This is a genomic window from Pseudomonas sp. 18058, from assembly GCF_902706155.1.
In the GTDB taxonomy this organism is placed as follows: domain Bacteria; phylum Pseudomonadota; class Gammaproteobacteria; order Pseudomonadales; family Pseudomonadaceae; genus Aquipseudomonas; species Aquipseudomonas rustica.
In genome coordinates this window covers 39943-63027 of the sequence record NZ_CACSJY010000036.1, presented here as the reverse complement: position 1 = coordinate 63027, position 23085 = coordinate 39943, and the positions used below count along the sequence as shown (strand labels likewise).

Sequence of the window (23085 nt, the reverse complement as noted above, 5' to 3'; positions counted from 1 at the left end):
GGCTTGCTCGCGAATGCGGTGTGTCATTCAACATCATCGTTGACTGACAGATCGCATTCGCGAGCAAGCCCGCTCCCACAGTTTTGATTTGTGTCTGGTCAGGCGTATTGCGCGGCGGCGTAGCCGGAGGCCCAGGCCCACTGGAAGTTGAAGCCGCCCAAGTGGCCGGTGACGTCGAGCACTTCGCCAATGAAATACAGGCCAGGGCTTTTCAGCGATTCCATGGTTTTGGACGACACTTCGCGGGTATCAACGCCACCGAGGGTCACTTCGGCCGTGCGATAACCTTCAGTCCCCGCCGGCACGACTTTCCAGCTGCCCAGCTTCTCGGCGATTTCCGCCAGCTCTGCGTGGGTGTACTGCTTCATCGGCTTGGAGACAAACCAGTTATCCGCCAGCAGATTGGCCATCTTCTTGGTGAAAATCTCACCCAGCAAAGTTTTCAATTCACTGTTCGGACGCTCGGCCACTTGCTGTTGCAGCCAGCTCGCCGCGTCGTGATCCGGCAGCAGGTTGATCTCCACTGTATCGCCCGATTCCCAGAACGACGAGATCTGCAAAATCGCCGGGCCGCTGAGGCCGCGGTGAGTGAACAGGATGTTCTCGCGAAAGCTCTGATCGTTGCAGCTGACCAAGCAATCCACCGACGTCCCGGACAGCTCGGTGCACAACTCCTTGAGCTGATCGGTGATGGTGAACGGCACCAGGCCGGCGCGGGTCGGCAGCAATTCGTGGCCGAACTGCTTGGCTACCTGATAACCAAAACCGGTGGCGCCCAGCGTCGGGATCGATAGCCCGCCGGTAGCGATCACCAGCGACTGGCATTGAACCTGACCGAGGGTGGTGTCGAGCAGGTAACCGCTCTCTACTTTCTCAATGGTCTGGATCGACGTGTCGAGGTGCAACTCGACGCCGGCCTGATCGCACTCGGTGAGGAGCATTTCGAGGATGTCGCTGGATTTGTTATCGCAGAACAGCTGGCCGAGTTTTTTCTCGTGATACGGCACGGCGTGCTTGCCGACCATGCCGATGAAATCCCACTGGGTGTAACGCGCCAGTGCGGATTTGCAGAAGTGCGCATTCTGCGAGAGGAAATTGCTCGGCTCGGTGTACATGTTGGTGAAATTGCAGCGGCCACCGCCCGACATCAGGATTTTCTTGCCAGCCTTGTTCGCGTGGTCAAGCAGCAACACCTGACGCCCACGCCCGGCGGCGGTCAGTGCACACATCAACCCAGCGGCGCCAGCGCCAATGATCACGACTTCGGTAGAGCGCAAAACGGTGTCCTCACAAAGAATTCAAAATTCACCGAAGACCAATGTGGGAGCGGGCTTGCTCGCGAAAGCGGTATATCAGTCAACATTGATGTTGTCTGACACTCCCACTTCGCGAGCAAGCCCGCTCCCACATTTGATCTCTGTCGGCCAGCAGATCGGTTACAGGATACGCACGCGCAGCGAACGGCCCTTGATCTTGCCGTCGTTCAGGCGCTGCAACGCTTGCATGGCCACGGTGCGGTCGACGGCCACATACGCCTGGAAGTCAAAGATCGCGATCTTGCCAACCTGCGCGCCCGGAATACCGGCATCACCCGTCAGTGCACCCAGAATGTCGCCCGGACGAACCTTGTCTTTACGGCCAGCACCGATGCACAGCGTGGTCATCGGCGGCTGCAGCGGGGCGAGGCCCTGGGACTTGAGGTTATCGACCTGATCCCAGTTCAGCGGCGATTTCTGCAGTTGTTCGATGGCCTGCGCGCGATGCGCTTCACCCGGAGCCACCAGGCTGATCGCGATGCCTTTCTCGCCAGCGCGACCGGTACGGCCGACGCGGTGAATGTGGATTTCCGAATCGCGCGCCAGTTCGACGTTGATCACCATGTCCAGCGCATCGATGTCCAGACCACGGGCGGCGACGTCGGTGGCGACCAGTACCGAAGTACTGCGGTTGGCGAACATCGCCAGCACCTGATCGCGATCACGCTGTTCCAGATCGCCGTGCAGGCCGACGGCGGAAATACCTTTGGCGGTCAGGTGATCGACGGTTTCCTGCACTTGTTGCTTGGTGAAGCAGAACGCCACGCACGACGCCGGGCGGAAGTGGTGCAGGACTTTGGTCACCACGCTCATGCGATCTTCCGGGGAAATCTCGTAGAAGCGCTGCTCGATCTGCGTGTCATCGTGGAACGCTTCGGCTTTCACCGTTTGCGGGTCACGCATGAATTTCGACGCCAGTTGCTTGATGCCCACCGGGTACGTCGCGGAGAACAGCAGGGTCTGACGACGCTCCGGGGTCTTGACGATGATGTCTTCGATGGCGTCGTAGAAGCCCATGTCGAGCATGCGATCGGCTTCGTCGAGGATCAGCGTGTTCAGGCCATCGAGCACCAGCGAACCCTTGCGCAGGTGCTGCTGAATGCGCCCCGGGGTGCCGACGATGATGTGCGCGCCGTGTTCCAGCGAAGCGATCTGCGGGCCGAAGGACACGCCGCCGCACAGGGTCAGGACTTTGATGTTGTCTTCGGCACGGGCCAGACGACGGATTTCCTTGGCGACCTGGTCGGCCAGCTCACGCGTCGGGCAGATCACCAGCGCCTGGCAACCGAAGTAGCGCGGGTTGATCGGGTTGAGCAGGCCGATGCCGAACGCGGCGGTTTTGCCGCTGCCGGTCTTGGCCTGAGCGATCAGATCCATCCCTTTGAGGATCACCGGCAAGCTCTGCGCCTGGATCGGCGTCATCTGGGCATAACCGAGGGATTCGAGGTTAGCCAGCATGGCGGCGGACAGCGGCAGAGTATTAAAAGCGGTGGCGATGGTGGTCACGGGACTGGCCTGCAAAACAAAATGTCGCGCAGTGTAGCAGCCCCGTGCCACTTTCCTCGAAAGTTCTGGACGAACAGCGACTAAAACCAGCAGTGAAGGATTTACCTGTGGCGAGGGGATTTATCCCCGATGGGGTGCGCAGCACCCCCCTATACCTGCCACCTCGGTACATCAGACCGATCGCATTCAACCCACTTGGGGCTGCTGCGCAACCCATCGGGGATAAATCCCCTCACCACAATTCCCCTCCCACAGAAGCCCTTCAGCACAAATCAGTGTTCAATGTGTTCTTCCGGCCGTTTCGCGCGGCGCCCGTCTTCTTTCGACAGCTGTGAGAATATCGTCGCGGCCAACATCGCCATGATCCCGACCGTGACAAAGGTCAGCTGGAAGGCACCCAGCACAGTCTCCACACCATCATTACCGACCTCCGCCGTAAACCCGCCAAGCAACGCACCCGCGCAGGCAACACCCAGACTCAACGACAACTGCGCCACCACCGACAGCAAACTGTTGCCGCTACTGGCGCTCGCGTCATCCAGATCGATCAACGTCACCGTGTTCATCGCCGTAAATTGCAGCGAGTTGATCGCGCCAAGTACCGCCAGCAGACACAGCAGCAACCAATACGGCGTCTGCTCGCTGACCAGGCCCATGCTCGCCAGCATGATCCCCAGCGCCAGCGTGTTGCCGGTGAGGACGATGCGATAACCCAGTCGCTCAATCAGCGGTCGCGCCACCCACTTGGCTATCATCGCCGCAGCGGCCAGCGGCAGCATGCTCATCCCCGCTTGCGACGGCGAATAACCCAGCGCGACTTGCAGCAGCAACGGCACCAGAAACGGCAACGCGCCGCTGCCCAGACGCGCGAACAGGTTGCCAAGAATGCCGACGGCAAAGGTTCGGGTCTTGAACAGTGACGGCGCGAACAGCGGGTTTTCGATATGCCCGGCACGCAACCAGTACGCCGCCAGACAGGCCATGCCGCCGAACAGCAGCAACATCACGCGCAGGTGCGGCAGATGCAATTCGCCAAGGCCTTCCATGGCGATGGTGATCAGAATCATCGCCGCGCCGAACAGCAGGAAACCCAGTCCATCAAATCGCGTGCGCTCGCTGCCGCGCAGGTCGGGAATGAATTTCCACACCGCGTAGCAGCCGATCACGCCGACCGGCAGGTTGATCAGAAAGATCCAGTGCCACGTCAGGTATTCGACCATCCAGCCGCCCATGGTCGGGCCGATCAACGGGCCGAGCAGACCGGGAATGGTGATAAAGCCCATGATCCGCACCAGTTCGGATCGCGGATAAGCGCGCAACACCACCAGTCGCCCGACCGGCAGCATCAACGCACCGCCCAGGCCTTGAATGACGCGAGCGCCGATCAGCATGCTCAGGCTGCTCGACAGCGCACAAAGCAGCGAGCCGAAGCTGAACAGCAGGATCGCACCGAAGAAGATTTTCTTGGTGCCGAAGCGGTCGGCGATCCAGCCTGAGGCGGGGATCAGCAACGCCACGGTGAGCATGTAGGCGATGATCACGCCCTGCATGCGCAACGGATCCTCGGCGAGATCGCGGGCCATGGCGGGCAGGGCGGTGTTAAGAATGGTGCCGTCGAGAGACTGCATGAAAAACGCGATGGCGACGACCCACGGCAACCAGCGGGCGGTGATGGCGTCGAGAGGCGGGCGATTGGGCATGGAACCTCTTGTTGTCTGTTTGATGATCGTTCCCACGCTCTGCGTGGGAATGCCTCAACGGACGCTCCGCGTCCGCTTTTGGCAGGGACGCGGAGCGTCCCGGGCTGCATTCCCACGCAGAGCGTGGGAACGATCGCTGTCAGAGGGTTAGCGTGAGTCGGCTAACCAGCGCCCCCGGCAGCAATGCCGACGAGGTATTGCGCTGGCTGTACGTGCTCGCTGACAGCAGCAACTCACGCTCCGCAGTCAACGCTTCCAGCTGCGAACCCAGCAGGCTGTACGCGCTGTCGTCAAAACGCATGGTGCTCACCGGCGCCTGAATTTCGCCGTTCTCGACCCAGAAGGTCGCAAAACGGGTCATGCCGGTCATGCGCGCCGCCGGTTGATCCGAGTAGTTCAGGTACCACAGGTTGCTGATGTACAACCCGGTGCCCAACTGCTTGAGGATCTCTGCTTGCGACAGATCCCCCGCCGCCATGTTCAACGCACTTGGCATTTCACCACCACCGGCGCCGTTGGCGGCCAGACCATATTCCGCCGCACTGCGTGAACCAACCAGTTGATCGCCCGCCTTGCCCTCGACGATCAAACGCAGATCACTGCGCGGATAACCCTCACCGGAAAACGCCGGGCTCAGTGAATCGCTGACCTTCTCGTCCAACGACACCAGCGGACTGAACGCTTGATCGCCGACATACAACTTCTGCAACGGACTGCTTTTGCTCGCGATCGACTGCGCCGAAAATCCGCCCCAGCTCAACATGCCCATGATTTCTTCCAACGCCGCTGGCGCCAGATACGCGCGGTACTGCCCCGGTGCCAGGGTGCGCAACGGCCGACCGAGAAATTCCAGTTGCTCGCGCGCCTGACCGAAGCGCTTGGCGAACCCTTCGCTGCTCCAGTCATGCCCGGCGTAGCTGGCTTTCACCGCTTCGCCGTTCTCGTGAAACAGGCTGAAGTCGAAGTTGAAGCTGTTCGCCTGATGCCAGCCAAACGCCCCCGAAGAACTGGCGAAACCACGGCTGATCGGCCCGGCGGCATAGAAGCCCACCAAGTCGAGACCTTCAGCAGCGGCGCAGATTTCATCGACCACCTGTTCCGTGTCCGGCAGCGGATGTTCCTGCACATTCTTGCTCTGCCAGCCGTTGTGATTGAGCAGCAGATACGGATCCTGCGGCAACAGCGGCAAGGTTTCGCGCAGTTGTTGCAGGCCTTCGGCGAGGCGTTGCAGATCGCCTTCCTGATCACCGGAGAGGGTGACTTGCAGGTCGGCATGACGCCCGTCGTTGATCAGCTTCAGAACGATGTTGGCCTGCTGCACCTGCCCGGCCTGACGCACTTTGGCGTGATTGAAACGCACAAACGCCGAGGATTCAGCGGCATAGCTGAGGGTGAATTGCTCCGGCTCGCGCACGCTGTCGCGCAGCCAATTGACCATGACCTTGAAGGCGTCGGACTGACTCTTCGAAATGCTCATCAGGCGTCTCCCCCAAACACATCAACGTTGCTGAATACGCAGGCCGGCGAAGCGTGGCCGACGCGGATCACCTGATTCGGTTCGCCCTTGCCGCAGTTTGGCGTGCCGAGCACCTTGACGGTGTTGGCGTCGCCGACGGCGCGCAGGTTTTTCCAGAAGTGCGCGGAAATCGCCCGGTAGTTCGGATTTTTCACCACGCCTTTAAGTTCACCGTCTTCGATCAACTGGCCCCATTCGCAGCCGAACTGGAATTTGTTGCGCGCATCGTCGATCGACCACGAACGGTTGGTGCTCATCAAAATGCCGTGCTCGATGCCTTCGATCAGCTTGTTCAACGGCTGATCGCCCGGTTCGATATTGAGGTTGGCCATGCGATCAATCGGCGCACGATTCCAGCCGCAGGCGCGGCTGTTGGCGACGCCGTCCATCCCGGCGCGGAATTGCGACAGCGCACCGCCCAATGGACGCAGCAGCAGGCCTTCGCGAATCAAAAATTGTTTGCTGGCCTCAGTGCCGTCGTCGTCATGGCCGTAGCTGGCGAGTTCTTCGGGAATGCCCGGATCGAAGGTTACGTTGAGCAGCTTTGAGCCGTATTGCAGGCTGCCGAAGTCGCTGGCCTTGACGAAACTGGTGCCAGCGTAATTGCGTTCATCGCCGAGGATGCGGTCGAGTTCCAGCGGGTGGCCGATCGATTCGTGGATCTGCAGCATCATCTGATCCGGCATCAACAGCAGATCGCGCGGGCCTTGCGGGGTGTTTGGCGCGAGCAGCAATTGCAGGGCCTGATCGGCGACTTGCGGGCCGGCGCCGATCAGGCCGCAGCGGCTGATTACATCAGCGCCGCCCTGTTGGCCGAAGTTTTCGCGGCCGAGGCTGCGGGTCTGGCTGTCGTTGCCGTCGTAGGCGGTAACGTCGAGGCCTGGATAGACGAAGCGCTGGGCCTGGCGCAATTCAGCCCCGGCGCTGCTCAGGTAGATCTGTTCGACGTGAGTAATGCCGATGCTCACCTGCCAATTCACCAGGCGCTCATCCTTTGGCACCGAGGCGGATTCCGCGCCGAGCAGCTCAAAGCATTCGTTCAGGGACGGAAAGGGCTGTTCGAGATTGGGTGAAAAGTAATCAGCGCGATCGCTGGACACTGGCTGATCACGCAGGTCGAGCAAGGCGTGCGGTTTCAGGCGGCGGGCCTGAGTTTCGGCGCGTTCAAGCGCAGCTTGCAGACCTTGTTGCGACAGGTCGTTGGTCGCGGCATAGGCCTCAACGCCATTAACGCGAACGGTGAGCATCGCGCCCTCGTCACGGCTCAGGCTTGGCGGTTCGGCGACGTTCTTGCGCACCGACAGGTACTGCCCGGACTCGCGTACATACCGCAGGGAAAAAAACTCAGCGCCCGTGCGCAAGGCAGCGAAGCGCTGCTTGAGCTGGGGGTGGAAATCGAACATTCGGGAACCTCCTTGTCAGGGGGAAGCGGTAAAGCGACGGCGGGGAGGGGGTGAAACGGTTGCGCGAGGTCTAGAGTAGGCCTGCGTGGGGGTAGGATCAAGGGCGGTGCCGAAGAGGGGAATCTGTTGCCGAGTGGACGTTCATCGCGACAGGCGCGCGTGAATTCGTGAGCACGCCAGTCCCGGGCTGCCCACGAGGGGTAACTGTGCACGAAGTACAGGTGTTTAAAATCAGTTATTCAGATAGACGAACGCGAGTAAATAAATCACCAGGCTTGCAAGGAAGCTGGGGAGTATTTTTTTCGTTTTGGCGACGACAACGAATGTTCCTGCCAGCAGCAGTATTTTCAACCCGTCGATTATCTGAAACTGCTGTAGAAAACTCGGCGCATCAAGTTTGTTGAAAGCGGTGTCGTAGATGATCACGCCTAACATGGCTTGGGCGCTGTAACTGACAAAACGGTAGAACGAACCGTTGGTGTGCGTCAGCGCCGGAGTGTTCTTGAAAGCGAATGGCAGAGCCCTGAAAGCAAAAGCTGTTACAGCCGCGAAGCTGATGAGTAACCAGAGCATCATTGACTGGTTGCTCCTTTGCGACTGCAGCAATTTTCAATCATCACTATCAAGCCGCCAATGACGAAGGGCGTTATCAACAGGCTGTAGTCTTTGAACAGCAGGACTAGCAGAGGGGCACTGATAAACCCCAGCCAATAGCTGGAAACTTCCATGTAGTGTGGCCAGTGCTTGCCGGCCAGCGCGGTAAATTGAAGGGGTAGTAGCATGGTAATGGCGGCAGCGATCACCGGTGAGGCCAAACCTGCTCCAGCCACAAATCCGATGTAGGTGCAGATAATCGATACGGCGAAGATCGGTGCGCCTACGCCAAGCAAATACGCAAAAGGGAAGCTGGCGCTTTGTTTGAAACGTGTCATGCAGGCTGTGAAGATTGATGGCGTAAACAAAATCAGCGACGCCAGAATCTGGCGCGTCGACGTCGTTTTCAGATGAGGTACCAGTGTCGCTGAAAGCAAGACAAAACGAGCATTGAGCGCCAGGATGATTGGAATCAGCAACCAGCCGTCGCTATGGTTTTGTATAAGCAGAAACTGCAGTGGGGTGGAAAAAATGAAAAACGTTGTCGCCAGCACCTGACTCAGCGAGAGTGCTTGTGTTGCCCCCAATATCCCGATTGATAGATATAGAAAGATGAACGCGACGCCAAAGCTTATAGCGTCGCGGCCGCCATCTTTAAGCGTTTGCATGAAAGTGGATTGGTGTAGTGGTTGGCAAGCACTCATCAGTTGGCTACCAACAGGGCTGGCTGTTCGTTCAACGAATAGTACTGCTTGCGAGGCCCTTTACTGCGAAACAGCAGGCGTGGTGTTGTAGCAAATGTTGATTCGGCAGCGCGTGAGCGAGCCTCATTGACGCTGATATCAAGCGTGGGGCGCGCATGCAGTACTTTGTTGTTGGCAACGATCAGGAACGTGCCTGTTTCTGCAGTGGAAAGGTTGCATTTCGCGGCTGACAGTCCTGCGCGGATTTTATCCAGCACCTCTTGTCCACCGTTGATTGCCCGCATCCGCTCGCCACTTTGAGCGTCGATACGGAAGTCCAGTGAAAACCGGTAACCATTCCAATCGTCATATTCAACGACATTACGCACTCTTTCTTTCGTCCCGGTGACGTTTTTGCCGGACACAAAAATCGCCCGCATGCCTAATAGAGTTTGCAGTTCTTCGTCGTCGAGGGTGAGCAGCAAGTCGGCAGGATAATAATAAGCGGTCGGCGTTTGGGTTGTGTCTCGGCATACGGTGAGCGCAAGTAAATCGACATTCAGATGTTCATAAAGATCATCAGAGTGCGGCGTAATGTCGCCGTGGCCGTTACCCCATTCCCGAAAGTTTTCACCGAACGGTTTCAGATACAGCGCTTTATGATCTTCATACTCATATTTAATATCGGTCAAGTGGAACAGGTCGGCCAATGCTTCGTGGACAGTGAGGGCCAGTTCGGGAGAGTCGATTTTGAATATGTTTCGGATGCATACGGCGGCAACGCCGCCAGCGCAGCCGATTTTATCAAAATAGGCAGCGTCTTCTGAGTGAAGGTGTTCGAGAAACAAGCTTGTCAGTTTTATTTTGAGGGTGTGTATATCTTGTGCGCTGTTCTTTTTCCACCACGACTCAATGACGCCGCTCAGGTAACTGAAATCAAGAGTAACAGTTGTTTCTCGGGAAAGTTTCTGGCGAAATAAATCGGCAGACATAAATCGTTTATTGCAGTTGAGCGCCATTGGCCTTCCTTGGGTTATGGTTTTTGCTGGCGCGCATACTAATGTTTTTATTTGAAAGCGGTTGTTGGCAATTATTACAAGACTTGTTTGTTCTGCGGATGGCTAATTGCCCAGAGTGAGTTGTGCAAAGCGAATAAAAAAGCCGCCGATTCTATAAAAAGAAACGGCGGCTTTCGATTGCGTGAGTAGCGGGCTGTCAGTGCGCAGCCGGGGTGATATCACGCATCGGCTTGCCCTTCACCGGTGCATCGCCCGCGACGTAGTACGGCGCGGTACTGCGTGGCAGCGGCTGGCGGCCACGGATCTTGTCGGCGATTTTCTCGGCGATCATGATCGTCGGCGCGTTGAGGTTGCCGGTGGTGATGATCGGCATGATCGAAGCATCGACCACACGCAGGCTCTGCATGCCGTGCACGCGACCTTCGCCATCAACCACAGCCATCTCGTCGGTGCCCATCTTGCACGAGCAGGACGGGTGGAACGCGGTTTCGGCGTGCTCGCGGATGAACTTGTCCAGCTGCTCATCGGTTTGCACTTCGATGCCCGGGCTGATTTCGCGGCCACGGAAAGCGTCCAGCGCAGGCTGCTGCATGATTTCACGGGTCAGGCGGATGCCGTCGCGGAATTCCTGCCAGTCCTGCTCGGTGGCCATGTAGTTGAACAGGATGCTCGGGTGCTGGCGCGGGTCTTTCGACTTGGCCTGGATGCGACCACGGCTCGGCGAACGCATGGAACCCATGTGCGCCTGGAAACCGTGCTCTTTCACACCGTTGCTGCCGTTGTAGTTAATCGCCACCGGCAGGAAGTGGTACTGAATGTTCGGCCATTCGAATTCCGGACGCGAACGGATGAAACCGCCGGCTTCGAACTGGTTGCTGGCGCCGATGCCGGTGCCGTTGAACAACCATTCGGCACCGATGGCTGGCTGGTTGTACCAGAGCAGCGACGGGTACAGCGACACCGGTTGGGTGCACGCGTATTGCAGGTACAGTTCAAGGTGATCCTGCAGGTTTTCACCAACGCCTGGCAGGTCGTGAACCACCGGGATGTCGAGGGATTTCAGCAGTTCGGCCGGGCCGACACCGGAGCGCTGCAGAATCTGCGGCGAAGCGATGGCGCCGGAGCACAGCAGCACTTCTTTGCGCGCTTTGACTTCAACGCGCTCTTCAGCCGAACCGACCAGATAACGCACGCCAACCGCACGCTTGCCTTCGAACAGAATCTTGTCGGTCAGGGCGTGGGTGACGATGGTCAGGGTCGAACGCTTTTTCGCGGTGTCGAGGTAGCCACGGGCGGTGGAAGCACGACGGCCGTTCGGCGTCACGGTGCGGTCCATCGGGCCGAAGCCTTCCTGCTGATAACCGTTCAAGTCTTCGGTGCGCGGGTAACCGGCCTGTACGCCCGCTTCAACCATGGCGTGGAATAGCGGGTTGTTGCCAGCCTTCGGCGTGGTCACGCTGACCGGGCCTTCGCCACCGTGGTAATCGTTCGGGCCGATGTCACGGGTTTCGGCTTTGCGGAAGTACGGCAGGCAGTCGAGATACGACCAGTTTTCCAGGCCCGGCAGTTTCGCCCAGCCGTCGTAGTCCATTGCGTTACCACGGATGTAGCACATGCCGTTGATCAGCGAGGAACCGCCGAGGCCTTTGCCGCGACCGCATTCCATCCGGCGACCGTCCATGTGTGGCTCGGCGTCGGTTTCGTAAGCCCAGTTGTAACGACGACCTTGCAGCGGGAACGCCAGAGCGGCCGGCATTTGCGTGCGGAAGTCGAGGCGATAGTCCGGGCCGCCTGCTTCGAGCAGCAGAACGGTGACGCCGGCGTCTTCAGTCAGACGGGTCGCCAGAGTATTACCGGCCGAGCCGGCACCGATGATGATGTAATCGAATTCTTGGGACATTGAATGCACCCTCTTTGAAGTTGGTCAGGTCAACTGTGACCGCGCACCTGTGGCGAGGGGATTTATCCCCGTTCGGCTGCGCAGCAGTCGCAGAGTCAGCGACTGGGTTCTGTCTGGATATTTGCAGTGCCTGGAGGGGGCTGCTTCGCAGCCCAGCGGGGCGGTGCGACGTTTCGCTGAATCCCCTCGCCACAAAGGCCCCATCCAGACTCTGCGTCAGATCAGAACACCGAAACGTAATCGCCCAGCTCGACCTGTACCGATTTGATGCGGGTGAAGTTGTTCAGCGAGCTGATGCCGTTTTCACGGCCAACACCCGACTGCTTGTAGCCGCCGACCGGCATTTTTGCGTCGGACTCGCCCCAGGCGTTGATCCAGCAGATACCGGCTTCCAGTTGATGAATCACGCGGTGCGCGCGGTTCAGGTCTTTGGTGACGATACCGGCGGCCAGGCCGAAGTCGGTGTCGTTGGCGCGGCGGATCACTTCTTCTTCGGTTTCGTAGGAGAGGATCGCCATCACCGGGCCAAAGATTTCTTCACGAACGATGGTCATGTCGTCGGTGCAATCGGTGAACACGGTCGGTGCGACGAATGCGCCTTTGGCGAATTCGCCGTCGGTCAGACGCTCGCCGCCGCACAGGACGCGGGCTCCTTGCTCTTTACCCTTGGCGATGTAGCCCAGCACGCTTTCCATGTGCGCGAAGCTGACCAGCGGGCCGAAGTTGGTGTTTTCGTCTTCCGGGTTGCCGATGCGGATGCGTGCAACGCGTTCAACGATCTTGGCTTCGAAAGCGGCTTTCAGGTGCGCCGGAACGAACACGCGAGTGCCGTTGGTGCAGACCTGACCGGAGCTGTAGAAGTTGGCCATCATCGCGGTGTCGGCAGCGCGATCGAGATCGGCGTCGTCGCAGATGATCAGCGGGGACTTGCCGCCCAGTTCCATGGTCACGTCTTTCAGCGATGAAGCCGAAGCGCTGGCCATTACTTTCTTGCCAGTGTCGGTGCCGCCGGTGAAGGAGATTTTTTCGATGCGCGGGTGCTCGGTCAGCCAGGTACCGACTTCACGGCCGCTGCCGGTCAGGACGTTGAACACGCCGTTTGGCAGACCGGCTTCGGTGAAGATCTCGGCCAGTTTCAGGGTGGTCAGCGAGGTGACTTCGCTTGGCTTGAAGATCATCGCGTTACCGGCAGCCAGGGCTGGCGCGGATTTCCACAGAGCGATCTGGATCGGGTAGTTCCACGCGCCGATACCGGCGACAACGCCCAGCGGCTCGCGACGGGTGTAGACGAAAGAAGTGTCGCGCAGTGGAATCTGCTCGCCTTCGATCGCCGGCACCAGGCCTGCGTAGTATTCCAGCACGTCAGCGCCGGTAACGATGTCGACGTACTTGGTTTCGGAGAAGGATTTACCGGTGTCCAGGGTTTCCAGCGCAGCCAGCTCATCGTTGCGCTCGCGCAGGATGTCGACGGCACGGCGCAGGATGCGCGAACGCTCCATGGCGGTCATCGCGGCCCAGATTTTCTGGCCCTTTTCAGCGGCGACTACAGCGCGCTCGACGTCTTCCTTGGTCGCACGTTGCACCTGTGCGAGGACTTCACCGTTAGCCGGGTTGATGGCTTCGAAGGTGGCATCGCTGCCGGCGTCCGAGTACGCGCCATCGATGTAAAGTTTTTGCAGTTCGAAACGGGCCATAGTGTCCTCGCAAGTGCATTAGTGGTTGGCGTTGACCACCGCGGTGAGGCTGCGGTGGCAGTGAGGGGCCGAGCGTTTTCTGTGTGCTCTAGCTCACCTTCTTGGCCAATTGGAAATCCATGTATTCGTAAGCGATCTGTTGCGCCTGTGCCGTGTCGAAAGCATCTCCCGACAGCGCGCCGCGCAACCACAAACCGTCAATCAACGCTGCCAGGCCACGCGCTGCGGTGCGCGCATCTTCGAGCGGCAACACACGGCGGAACTCGCAGCACAGGTTGGAATACAGACGGTGATCGTTGATCCGCTGCAACCTGTGCAAAGACGGCTGGTGCATGCTGGTGGCCCAAAAGGCCAGCCAGGTTTTCATTGCCGGGCCATTGACCTGGCTGGCGTCGAAGTTGCCTTCGATGATCACCTGCAGATGCGCCCGTGGGCTGTCATCTGCCAGCGCTTGGCGGCGCAGGGTGACGTTCTCGCTGAGGACGCTCATCAGATACCGCATCGTGGCGGCAATCAGGCCGTTCTTGTCCTGAAAGTAATGACTGATGATGCCATTCGAGACACCGGCCAAACGGGCGATCAGCGCAATGCTGGCGTCCCCCATTCCGACCTGATCGACCGCCTGCAAAGTGGCTTCGATCAGTTGTTGGCGGCGGATGGGTTGCATACCGACCTTGGGCATCTTGCACATCTCCTTAGGCCTTCCGAGGGGCGATCAACGCTCATCGGATTGAGGGCCAGTCTATTTTGTTTTGATTGAACGTTCAATCAACAAAGAATAAGATCTGCGACAAATCGTCGCTGCTTACAGATTTTTCCCACATGTGAATGGCGCAAAAACTGACATCCAAAACCGCTCGAACCCTATACGCCACGGCGCTCTCAGGGTTCGGGCTTTTTTCGGGGTGTCTTTATATCACCCGTCGGTCGGCTGCCAACTAACCGATTAGTCGGGTGCCGTGTTGCCTTGTGTTCTTCTCTCGCACTGCCTGGAGCATTTGTGCCATGAGTTCTGCCTCGCTAATAAAGACCCCGCCCGAGAAGGTGACGGTCAACGGTTGGGTGTTTCACACCTCTACCGCGCTGATTCTGTTGTTGACCGCCATTCTGATTATCGCCCCGCAAGAGGCCGGCAGACTGTTGGGTATCGCTCAGGCCTGGTTGTCGCGCAGCTTCGGCTGGTACTACATGGTGGTGATCGCCGCCTATCTGGTCTTTGTCGTCGGTCTGGCGTTTTCCTCGTACGGCAAACTCAAACTGGGCAGCAAGGACGACACCCCGGATTTCAGTTACGGCGCCTGGGCGGGGATGCTGTTCTCGTCGGGTATCGGTATTTCGCTGCTGTACTTCGGCGCGTCCGAGCCGCTGGATCACTACTTCAATCCGCCGGAAGGCGCTTCGGCCACCAACATGGCTGCGCGTCAGGCGGTGCAACTGACCTTCCTGCATTGGGGCCTGCACGGCTGGGCGATTTATGCACTGGTCGGTCTGGCCGTGGCGTACTTTGCTTACCGTCATAACCAGCCGCTGGCGTTGCGTTCGGCGCTGTATCCGCTGGTCGGCGAGCGTTGGGTCAAAGGCGCGGCCGGTCACGCGGTGGACGGCTTCGGCATGTTCGTAACGCTGCTGGGTCTGGTGACGAACCTGGGGATTGGTTCGCTGCAAGTGTCGTCGGGCCTGGAAAACCTGTTCGGCATGGAACACAGCAATACCAACCTTTTGATCGTGATCATCGTGATGAGCACCGTGGCGACCATCGCTGCCGTGTCCGGCGTGGAAAACGGCATTCGTCGTCTGTCCAACCTGAACATCGTGCTGTTCAGCGGTCTGCTGATTTTCGTGCTGTTGTTCGGCCCGACCTTGCACCTGCTCAACGGCTTCGTGCAGAACATCGGCGACTACCTCAACGGCATCGTGCTGAAAACTTTCGACCTCTATGTGTACGAAGGCAGCGCCGAGAAAACCGAACGCTGGATGGGTCTGTGGACTCTGTTCTACTGGGCGTGGTGGATTTCCTGGGCGCCATTCGTCGGCATGTTTATCGCGCGTATTTCCCGTGGTCGCACCGTGCGTGAACTGGTGGCTGGCGTACTGCTGATTCCGCTGGGCTTCACTTTGGCCTGGCTGTCGATCTTCGGTAACTCGGCGCTGGATCTGGTGATCAACCAAGGAGCGGTTGAGCTCGGCAAGACGGCGCTGGAACAGCCGTCGATGGCGATCTACCAAATGCTTGAGCATTACCCGGCGTCGAAAATCGTCATCGGTGTATCGATCTTTGTTGGCTTCGTGCTGTTCCTGACCCCGGCCGATTCTGGCGCGGTGATGATGGCGAACCTGTCCTGCAAGGGCGGCAACGTCGACGAAGATGCGCCGCACTGGCTGCGGATTTTCTGGTCGGCCGTGATCACCCTGGTGACCATCGGCCTGCTGTTCGCCGGTAACTTCGAAGCCATGCAAACCATGGTGGTGCTGGCCGGTCTGCCGTTCTCGGTGGTGTTGGTGTTCTTCATGTTCGGCCTGCACAAGGCGATGCGCCAGGACGTGCAGATCGAACAGGAGCAAGCGCAACTGGCGGAGCGTGGTCGTCGCGGTTTCAGCGAGCGTCTGACGCAACTGGATCTGCAGCCAAGCCAATCGGTGGTGCAGCGTTTCATGGACAAACAAGTCAGCCCGGCGCTGGAAGACGCCACCGCGCAGATGCGTGCGCAGGGTCTGACAGTGCAGACGCTGCTGGGTAAATCCAAGCGTTGCATGGGTGTGCGTGTCGAGATGGAAGAGGGCAACCCTTTCGTTTACGAAGTCAGCCTGGATGGTTATCTGGCGACGCCGACTGAATCGGCGCAGTCCGATGAAGCACGCCAGCGTTACTACCGCGCTGAAGTGTATTTGCACAACGGCAGCCAGGATTACGACCTGATGGGCTTCACGCAGGATCAGATCACGCGGGATGTGCTCGATCAGTTTGAAAGCCATCGGCAGCTCCTTGGCCGGGTGTATAGCTAAACCGCTAAAACAAAAGGGGCTCGATTGAGCCCCTTTTGCATGATCGTTCCCACGCTCCGCGTGGGAATGCATCAATGGACGCTCCGCGTCCGCTGTTGTGGGACGCGGAGCGTCCCGGGCTGCATTCCCACGCAGAGCGTGGAAACGATCACGCCGCGATCCTCTCGCGGCGTTTTTGTCTCCGGGGTTCTTACCCCAGGTTCTTGCCCAGCAACGCGTGATACAACTCGCTGTCGCCCAGGATCCCCACCACATGATTGTTATCGTGCAGCACCAGTTTGTTGCCGGTCTGATAACGAATCTGCAACGCATCGCGCATGCCGATGTTCGAATCCACCAGCGTCGGCTTACGCTCCAGCCCTTCCACCGCTTGCCCCGGCGCCCAGTTCTGCAAATTCAGCACCGAACCGTTCTGCCGCGCACCCTTGATGGTGTTGCCCTCAGCCAGATCCAGCCACGAATCGCCGCCCGGATCCAGGCACACCGAACCATTGATGCGTTTGCAGTTGTCCAGCGTGCGCATCAGGCTGCGGCCGCACAGCACGTTGAGCGGATTGGTGTGCGCGACAAACGTGCGCACATAGTCGTCCGCCGGGTTCAGCACGATCTCTTCCGGCACGCTGTACTGGATGATCCGGCCGTCTTTCATGATCGCGATGCGGCTGCCGAGTTTCAGTGCTTCATCAAGGTCGTGACTCACGAACACAATGGTCTTGCTCAGCTTGCGTTGCAGCTCCAACAACTCATCTTGCAGACCCTGACGGATCAACGGGTCGAGTGCCGAGAACGGTTCGTCCATCAGCAAAATATCGGCGTCCATCGCCAGCGCCCGCGCCAGACCAACGCGTTGCTGCATACCGCCAGAGAGTTCGTCAGGCTTCTTGTTGCGCCATTGCGTCAGGCCGACCAGTTCGAGTTTGTCGTCGACCAGTTTGCGCCGTTCTTTCTCCGGACGGCCCTGCATTTCCAGACCGAAACTGATGTTTTCGCGCACCGTCAGCCACGGCATCAGCGCGAATTTCTGGAAGACCATGGCGATGCGTTGGGTGCGCATCATTTTCAGTTCGGCCGGGGTGCACGAGGCGATGTCGATCTGCTTGCCTTCATGCTCGACGAACAGCTTGCCGCGGCTCACGGTGTTGAGGCCGTTGATGCAGCGCAGCAGGCTCGACTTGCCCGAACCGGACAGGCCCATCAGCACGCAGATTTCGCCCTTGTTGACGTCCAGCGTGGCTTTTTCCACGCCGACGATCTGCCCGGTTTTCTTCAGGATCTCGTTGCGGGTCATGCCCTGATCGAGCAGCTTGAGCGCCTCGCGTGGATCCTTGGAGAAGATTACGTCTACGTCTTCGAAGCGAATTATGCTCATGCGTCACCCCCTACTTTGGCGTCGGGTTGTTTGCAGATACGGTCGAGCATGATCGCCAGCAGTACGATCGCCAGGCCTGCTTCGAAGCCCAGGGCGATATCAGCAGTGTTCAGTGCGTTGACCACCGGTTTGCCGAGTCCGTCGGCGCCCACCAGTGCGGCGATCACCACCATCGACAGCGACAGCATGATGCACTGGGTGATGCCGGCAGCGATGCTCGGCATGGCGTGAGGCAGTTCGATCCGTGAGAGCAATTGGCGACGCGAGCAGCCGAAGGCCTTGCCGGCGTCCATCAGTTCTTGCGGGACATCGCGGATGCCCAGGTAGGTCAGGCGGATCGGCGCAGCGATGGCGAACACCACCGTGGAGATCAGGCCCGGCACCACACCCAGCCCGAAGAGGGTCAGGGTAGGAATGAGGTAAACGAAGGTCGGTACGGTCTGCATCAGATCGAGTACCGGACGCATTAACGTGTAGAACATCGGTTTGTGCGCGGCGACGATGCCCAACGGCACGCCGATGACCACGCAGACCAGGGTCGCGAACAGCACCTGGGCGAGGGTTTCCATGGTTTCCTGCCAGTACCCCAGATTGAGGATCAGCAGAAAGGAAGCGATGACGAAAACGGTCAATCCCCATTTGCGCTGGATGAAATGCGCGAGCAGGGCGATGAGGCCGATCAAGACAAAAGGGTTGAACCAGGTGAGCGCAAACGTCACGCCGTGGATCATCGTTTCCAGTGTCACGGCGATTGCGTCGAAGGTGTTGGCGCCGTGTTGCGTCAACCATTCAACGAAGCCCGCGATGTACTGGCCTAAAGGTATTTTCTGATCAATCAGCATGGTAGTGAACGTCCGCATGCGAGGAAATAAACAGCCCGAGGGAGCAAGCTCCCCCGGCATAAGCGATTACTGATTCAGCTTGGCTTTCACGGCCTCCAGGCCAGGTTTACCGTCAATGGTGGTCACGCCAGCGAGCCAGGTATCGAGCACTTGTGGATTCTTTTTCAGCCAGGCCTTGGCGGCCGCGTCAGGCTTCATCTTGTCGTCGAGGATGTTGCCCATCAGTTCGCTTTCCATGTCGACGTTGAACTCCAGGTTTTTCAGCAACTGACCGACGTTGCTGCATTCCTCGGCGTAACCCTTGCGGGTGTTGGTCGCCACGGTTGCCGCACCGAAATCGGGGCCGAAGAAATCATCGCCACCAGTCAGGTATTGAATCTTGAAGCGTTTGTTCATCGGGTGCGGCGCCCAGCCGAGGAAGACCACGGCGGTGTCGCGTTTTTGCGCGCGATCAACCTGCGAGAGCATGCCCGCTTCCGACGATTCGACGACTTTGAAGCTGGCGGTTTTCAGGCCGAAAGCGTCCTTCTCGATCATGCTCTGGATCAGACGGTTGCCGTCGTTGCCAGGCTCGATCCCGTAGATCTTGCCGTCGAGTTCTTTCTTGAATTTGGCGATGTCGGCGAAGTCGTGCAGACCTTTGTCATACAGGGCTTGCGGCACGGCGAGGGTGTACTTGGCGCCCTTGAGGTTGGTGCGCACGGTTTCCACGGTACCGGCGTCGCGGTAGGCCTTGATGTCGTTCTCCATGGTCGGCATCCAGTTACCGAGGAACACGTCCATGTTCTTGCCGTCGGCCAGCGACTTGTAGGTCACGGGCACGGATATCATGGTGGTCTTGGTTTTGTAGCCGAGGGCGTTGAGAACAACGGAGGTGGTCGCGGTGGTCGCGGTGATGTCAGTCCAGCCGACATCGGAGAAATTCACGGTACTGCACTGCGCCGGTTCTGCAGCTTGCGCCAGTAACGGCAGACTCAGCATGGCGGCCAATAACAACGACGGGGAACCTTTCATGGATGGACTCCTTGGTGTTTTTTTTGGCAGTGTTCCGACTGTGGACCACCGCACTTATAGGTTGCGGTTGGATGGCGTTCTGGAGACAGCTCTACCACGGCGCCTTGCAATCGAGTCATAACGATCATGTACCAGTGAAAATCTGACGCCTACAGGGGGGGTCGTATCCAGTACAGGGATGGTCGTATCTAGTGTCGGTGACGTCGTTTACAGCTTTTTTCTGCCCCGATCAGCCATCTGAACCGCACAAAAACGGCGAAAACCGGGGCGAAAACGGCGCGGCGCTGGTGGACATGAGTGCGTCGGTGCCAGACGTCGTGCGTCCCGACAAAAGCCCGATGATGCGGGCATTCTGGCGGATCGCAGCTTGAGCGTAGCAGCTCCGCCAGCGGGCGCTTTTGCGTCCCGGACCGGCATCCTCAGGAGCTTTGCAGCAATGGCTATCAGCGTTTTCGACCTGTTCAAAATCGGCATCGGCCCGTCCAGTTCCCACACCGTCGGGCCGATGCGCGCGGCGGCGTTGTTTGTCGAGTCGCTGCGGGGCAAGCATCAGCTGGAACAGGTGCGGCGGATCGAGGTGCAACTGTTCGGTTCGCTGTCGGCCACCGGTATCGGTCACGGCAGCGACAACGCGGTGATCATGGGTTTGATGGGTGAGTGGCCGGACGCAATCGACCCGGCGCAGATTGGCCCGCGCATTCAGGCACTGCGTGAAACCGATACGCTGTTATTGGACGGTCGTTTATCAGTGCCGTTTGTCTGGGCGCGAGACATGCGTCTGATCGATGAAAACCTGCCGTTCCATCCCAATGCCATGACGATTGTTGCCGAAGGCGATCACGGTGAATTGCATCGCGACACCTACTATTCAGTTGGCGGCGGTTTTGTCGTGGATGAAGCGCAGGCGTCCAGCGGTGTCGTCGATCTGGATCGCACTGAATTGCCGTATGACTTTTCCAGCGCGGTTGAACTGTTGGATCTATGCAAGAAGAACAACTTGCGCGTCGCTGAATTGATGATGGCTAACGAAAAGGTCTGGCGCAGTGAAGAAGAGATTCGCGCCGGCCTGATGAAGCTATGGCGGGCGATGCAGGATTGCGTCGAACAGGGACTGAAACACGAAGGCATCCTGCCCGGCGGTTTGAATGTACGGCGGCGTGCGGCGAAGTTGCATCGCAGTCTGCAGGAATTGGGCAAGCCCAATGTGATCGGCTCGACGCTCAGCGCGATGGAGTGGGTCAACCTGTTTGCGCTGGCGGTGAATGAAGAGAACGCAGCAGGCGGGCGCATGGTGACGGCGCCGACCAATGGCGCGGCGGGGATCATTCCGGCGGTGCTGCACTACTTTATGAAGTTCAGCGAGGCGGTGACGGACGCCAACGTGGTCGACTACTTCCTGAGTGCGGCGGCGGTGGGGATTCTGTGCAAGAAGAATGCTTCGATCTCGGGTGCCGAAGTCGGCTGTCAGGGTGAAGTCGGTTCGGCGTGCGCAATGGCGGCGGCGGGGCTGGCGGAGATTCTCGGTGCTACGCCGGAGCAGTTGTGCAACGCGGCGGAGATTGGCCTGGAACACAACCTTGGGCTGACCTGCGATCCGGTTGGTGGACTGGTGCAAGTGCCGTGTATCGAGCGCAATGCGATTGCGGCGGTGAAGGCGATTAACGCAGCGCAGATGGCTTTGCGTGGTGATGGTCAGCACTTTATTTCGCTGGATCGGGTGATCCGCACCATGCGCGATACCGGGGCCGACATGCATGACAAATATAAAGAGACCTCGCGGGGTGGGTTGGCGGTTAGTGCGGTTGAGTGCTGAGACCGAGTCGCCTCTATCGCGAGCAGGCTCACTCCTACAATTGGAATGCGTTCCCCTGTAGGAGTGAGCCTGCTCGCGAAGGCGCCAGACCAGTCAAAACTGCTCGCCAAGTGAACACAGCCAATCAAACACGCCACCTTTTAGCGCGTCGCAATCAGATAAGCGCCTTTCTCAGCCACACCGCCCAACCACCACCCCTACCGCCCGTCCCCCGTGCCTGTGGTGACACTCCGATACAAATGCGCTCAGCCCTGTTCCCACAAGTGCTACCGATTTGCTCACGATCCTTTGCGCAGGGCTATCACCCGCCCTGATGGCACTTCGAAACACCTTCCGTCGCACGGCTTGTATAGACACTTCAGCAGGTCGTTTTCAGGAGTTATTGAACGGCCATCCAACTTTAGGCATGGCAATTGCTCTGTCATAACAAAGCCCGTCTCCCACGTGAGAACGATGGCCATAACAAGAGCCTCCGCCTGAGGCCATCACCCGCTTTGTGTGAGGAGATACCGCGATGACGTCGTTCAACTCCGGGGCCCAACCCCAGAACCGTGCGCCTCAATCCATCGGCTTTCTGCTGCTGGACAATTTCACGCTGATTTCTCTGGCCTCCGCAGTAGAACCCCTGCGCATGGCCAACCAATTGTCCGGTCGCGAGCTGTATCGCTGGAGCACCCTCACCGTCGATGGCGGCCAGGTGTGGGCCAGTGACGGTCTGCAAATCACCCCAGACGCCTCCATGCACAAAGCCCCGCCACTGGACACCATCATTGTCTGCGGCGGCATCGGCATTCAACGCACCGTTACCCGTGAACACGTCTCGTGGCTGCAAAGCCAGGCGCGCCAGTCCAAGCGCCTCGGCGCCGTGTGCACCGGCAGTTGGGCACTGGCCTGCGCCGGGTTGCTCGACGGTTTCGATTGCAGCGTGCACTGGGAATGTCTGGCGGCGATGCAGGAAGCTTTTCCGCGCGTGGCCATGAGCACGCGTCTGTTCACCCTTGACCGTAACCGTTTCACCAGTTCTGGCGGCACCGCGCCGCTGGACATGATGCTGCACCTGATCAGCCGCGATCACGGCCGTGAACTGTCCGCCGCGATCTCGGAAATGTTCGTCTACGAGCGCATCCGCAACGAGCAGGATCACCAGCGCGTGCCGCTCAAGCACATGCTCGGCACCAATCAGCCGAAACTGCAGGAAATCGTTGCGCTGATGGAAGCCAATCTGGAAGAGCCGATCGATCTGGATGAATTGGCGGTGTATGTGGCCGTGTCGCGTCGACAGCTGGAGCGCTTGTTCCAGAAATACCTGCATTGCTCGCCGTCGCGTTACTACTTGAAGCTGCGCCTGATCCGCGCCCGGCAATTGCTCAAGCAAACGCCGATGTCGATCATCGAAGTGGCTTCGGTGTGTGGGTTTGTATCGACGCCGCACTTCTCCAAGTGCTACCGCGAATACTTCGGCATTCCGCCGCGTGACGAGCGCGTAGGTTCCAACACCACCCAACAAGTGGCGATGCTGCCGCTGCCGCAAGCGATTGTGATGTCGCCGCTGTCGGGGCCGATGTCGGCGTTGAGTCAGGCGCGCAATGAATCGACGTTTGCCAGCGTAAGGCTCTGATAAGGATCGTTCCCACGCTCTGCGTCCCAAAGGGCCGAACGCGGAGCGTCCGTTGAGGCATTCCCACGCAGAGCGTGGGAACGATCATGCATTCC

The 23085-nt window shown here is 58.9% G+C and carries 18 protein-coding genes; 4 read left to right on the top strand and 14 right to left on the bottom strand.

The annotated features are described in order from the left end of the window. Nucleotides 1–98: 98 nt before the first annotated feature. From GVL50_RS19250 to betI, 11 genes are all read right to left on the bottom strand, one after another. Entirely contained in the window at nucleotides 99–1277 is a 1179-nt protein-coding gene (locus GVL50_RS19250) for an NAD(P)/FAD-dependent oxidoreductase (RefSeq protein WP_159814763.1), read from the bottom strand. Between the two features lie 159 nt (nucleotides 1278–1436). Continuing rightward, nucleotides 1437–2822: an ATP-dependent RNA helicase DbpA gene (dbpA, locus tag GVL50_RS19245; protein ID WP_008085781.1), complete on the bottom strand. Its 1386-nt coding sequence runs from the start codon at nucleotides 2820–2822 to the stop codon at nucleotides 1437–1439. A 272-nt stretch (nucleotides 2823–3094) separates the two neighbouring features. Then, nucleotides 3095–4522, bottom strand: a complete 1428-nt coding sequence (gene mdtD, locus GVL50_RS19240) for a multidrug transporter subunit MdtD (protein ID WP_053124604.1) — start codon at nucleotides 4520–4522, stop codon at nucleotides 3095–3097. Between the two features lie 139 nt (nucleotides 4523–4661). Next, a complete protein-coding gene (locus tag GVL50_RS19235; RefSeq protein WP_159814762.1) occupies nucleotides 4662–5999 on the bottom strand; it encodes a TldD/PmbA family protein in 1338 nt (445 codons plus the stop codon). Beyond that, nucleotides 5999–7441, bottom strand: a complete 1443-nt coding sequence (locus tag GVL50_RS19230) for a TldD/PmbA family protein (protein WP_159814761.1) — start codon at nucleotides 7439–7441, stop codon at nucleotides 5999–6001. The genes GVL50_RS19235 and GVL50_RS19230 overlap by 1 nt, the downstream gene beginning before the upstream one ends. A gap of 231 nt (nucleotides 7442–7672) precedes the next feature. Continuing rightward, complete coding sequence (locus tag GVL50_RS19225; RefSeq protein WP_159814760.1) at nucleotides 7673–8017, bottom strand: AzlD domain-containing protein; 345 nt, start codon at nucleotides 8015–8017, stop codon at nucleotides 7673–7675. Beyond that, complete coding sequence (locus tag GVL50_RS19220; protein ID WP_256671885.1) at nucleotides 8014–8703, bottom strand: AzlC family ABC transporter permease; 690 nt, start codon at nucleotides 8701–8703, stop codon at nucleotides 8014–8016. Before GVL50_RS19220 ends, GVL50_RS19225 begins: the two co-directional genes overlap by 4 nt. A gap of 35 nt (nucleotides 8704–8738) precedes the next feature. After that, a complete protein-coding gene (locus GVL50_RS19215; protein ID WP_159814758.1) occupies nucleotides 8739–9737 on the bottom strand; it encodes a hypothetical protein in 999 nt (332 codons plus the stop codon). 196 nt (nucleotides 9738–9933) lie between these two features. Continuing rightward, nucleotides 9934–11637 carry a choline dehydrogenase gene (betA, locus tag GVL50_RS19210; protein ID WP_159814757.1) on the bottom strand — a complete coding sequence of 568 codons (1704 nt, stop codon included), beginning with the start codon at nucleotides 11635–11637 and terminating at the stop codon, nucleotides 9934–9936. Nucleotides 11638–11858: 221 nt separating this feature from the next. Continuing rightward, nucleotides 11859–13331 carry a betaine-aldehyde dehydrogenase gene (betB, locus tag GVL50_RS19205; protein ID WP_159814756.1) on the bottom strand — a complete coding sequence of 491 codons (1473 nt, stop codon included), beginning with the start codon at nucleotides 13329–13331 and terminating at the stop codon, nucleotides 11859–11861. A gap of 88 nt (nucleotides 13332–13419) precedes the next feature. Next, a complete protein-coding gene (gene betI / locus GVL50_RS19200; protein WP_053124587.1) occupies nucleotides 13420–14013 on the bottom strand; it encodes a transcriptional regulator BetI in 594 nt (197 codons plus the stop codon). Nucleotides 14014–14393: 380 nt separating this feature from the next. On the opposite strand from betI, the gene GVL50_RS19195 reads away from it, so the two are divergent. After that, a complete protein-coding gene (locus GVL50_RS19195; RefSeq protein WP_256671886.1) occupies nucleotides 14394–16334 on the top strand; it encodes a BCCT family transporter in 1941 nt (646 codons plus the stop codon). A gap of 190 nt (nucleotides 16335–16524) precedes the next feature. Here the strand turns inward: GVL50_RS19195 and choV are convergent, their stop codons facing one another. The 3 genes from choV to GVL50_RS19180 all read right to left on the bottom strand — a co-directional run bounded on the left by choV (nucleotide 16525) and on the right by GVL50_RS19180 (nucleotide 19559). Next, nucleotides 16525–17703, bottom strand: coding sequence for a choline ABC transporter ATP-binding protein (gene choV / locus GVL50_RS19190; protein ID WP_053124583.1), 1179 nt, complete (start codon nucleotides 17701–17703; stop codon nucleotides 16525–16527). Next, nucleotides 17700–18545 carry a choline ABC transporter permease subunit gene (gene choW / locus GVL50_RS19185; RefSeq protein WP_008085763.1) on the bottom strand — a complete coding sequence of 282 codons (846 nt, stop codon included), beginning with the start codon at nucleotides 18543–18545 and terminating at the stop codon, nucleotides 17700–17702. The genes choV and choW overlap by 4 nt, the downstream gene beginning before the upstream one ends. Before the next feature lie 66 nt (nucleotides 18546–18611). Beyond that, the gene (locus GVL50_RS19180; RefSeq protein WP_159814754.1) at nucleotides 18612–19559 is read right to left on the bottom strand and encodes a choline ABC transporter substrate-binding protein; all 948 of its coding nucleotides are present in this window, start codon (nucleotides 19557–19559) and stop codon (nucleotides 18612–18614) included. A gap of 191 nt (nucleotides 19560–19750) precedes the next feature. On the opposite strand from GVL50_RS19180, the gene GVL50_RS19175 reads away from it, so the two are divergent. The 3 genes from GVL50_RS19175 to GVL50_RS19165 all read left to right on the top strand — a co-directional run bounded on the left by GVL50_RS19175 (nucleotide 19751) and on the right by GVL50_RS19165 (nucleotide 22990). Next, the gene (locus GVL50_RS19175) at nucleotides 19751–19930 is read left to right on the top strand and encodes a hypothetical protein (RefSeq protein ID WP_159814753.1); all 180 of its coding nucleotides are present in this window, start codon (nucleotides 19751–19753) and stop codon (nucleotides 19928–19930) included. Nucleotides 19931–19995: 65 nt separating this feature from the next. Continuing rightward, the gene (locus GVL50_RS19170; RefSeq protein ID WP_159814752.1) at nucleotides 19996–21372 is read left to right on the top strand and encodes an L-serine ammonia-lyase; all 1377 of its coding nucleotides are present in this window, start codon (nucleotides 19996–19998) and stop codon (nucleotides 21370–21372) included. Between the two features lie 514 nt (nucleotides 21373–21886). Then, nucleotides 21887–22990, top strand: a complete 1104-nt coding sequence (locus GVL50_RS19165) for a GlxA family transcriptional regulator (protein WP_053124577.1) — start codon at nucleotides 21887–21889, stop codon at nucleotides 22988–22990. Nucleotides 22991–23085 lie beyond the last annotated feature (95 nt).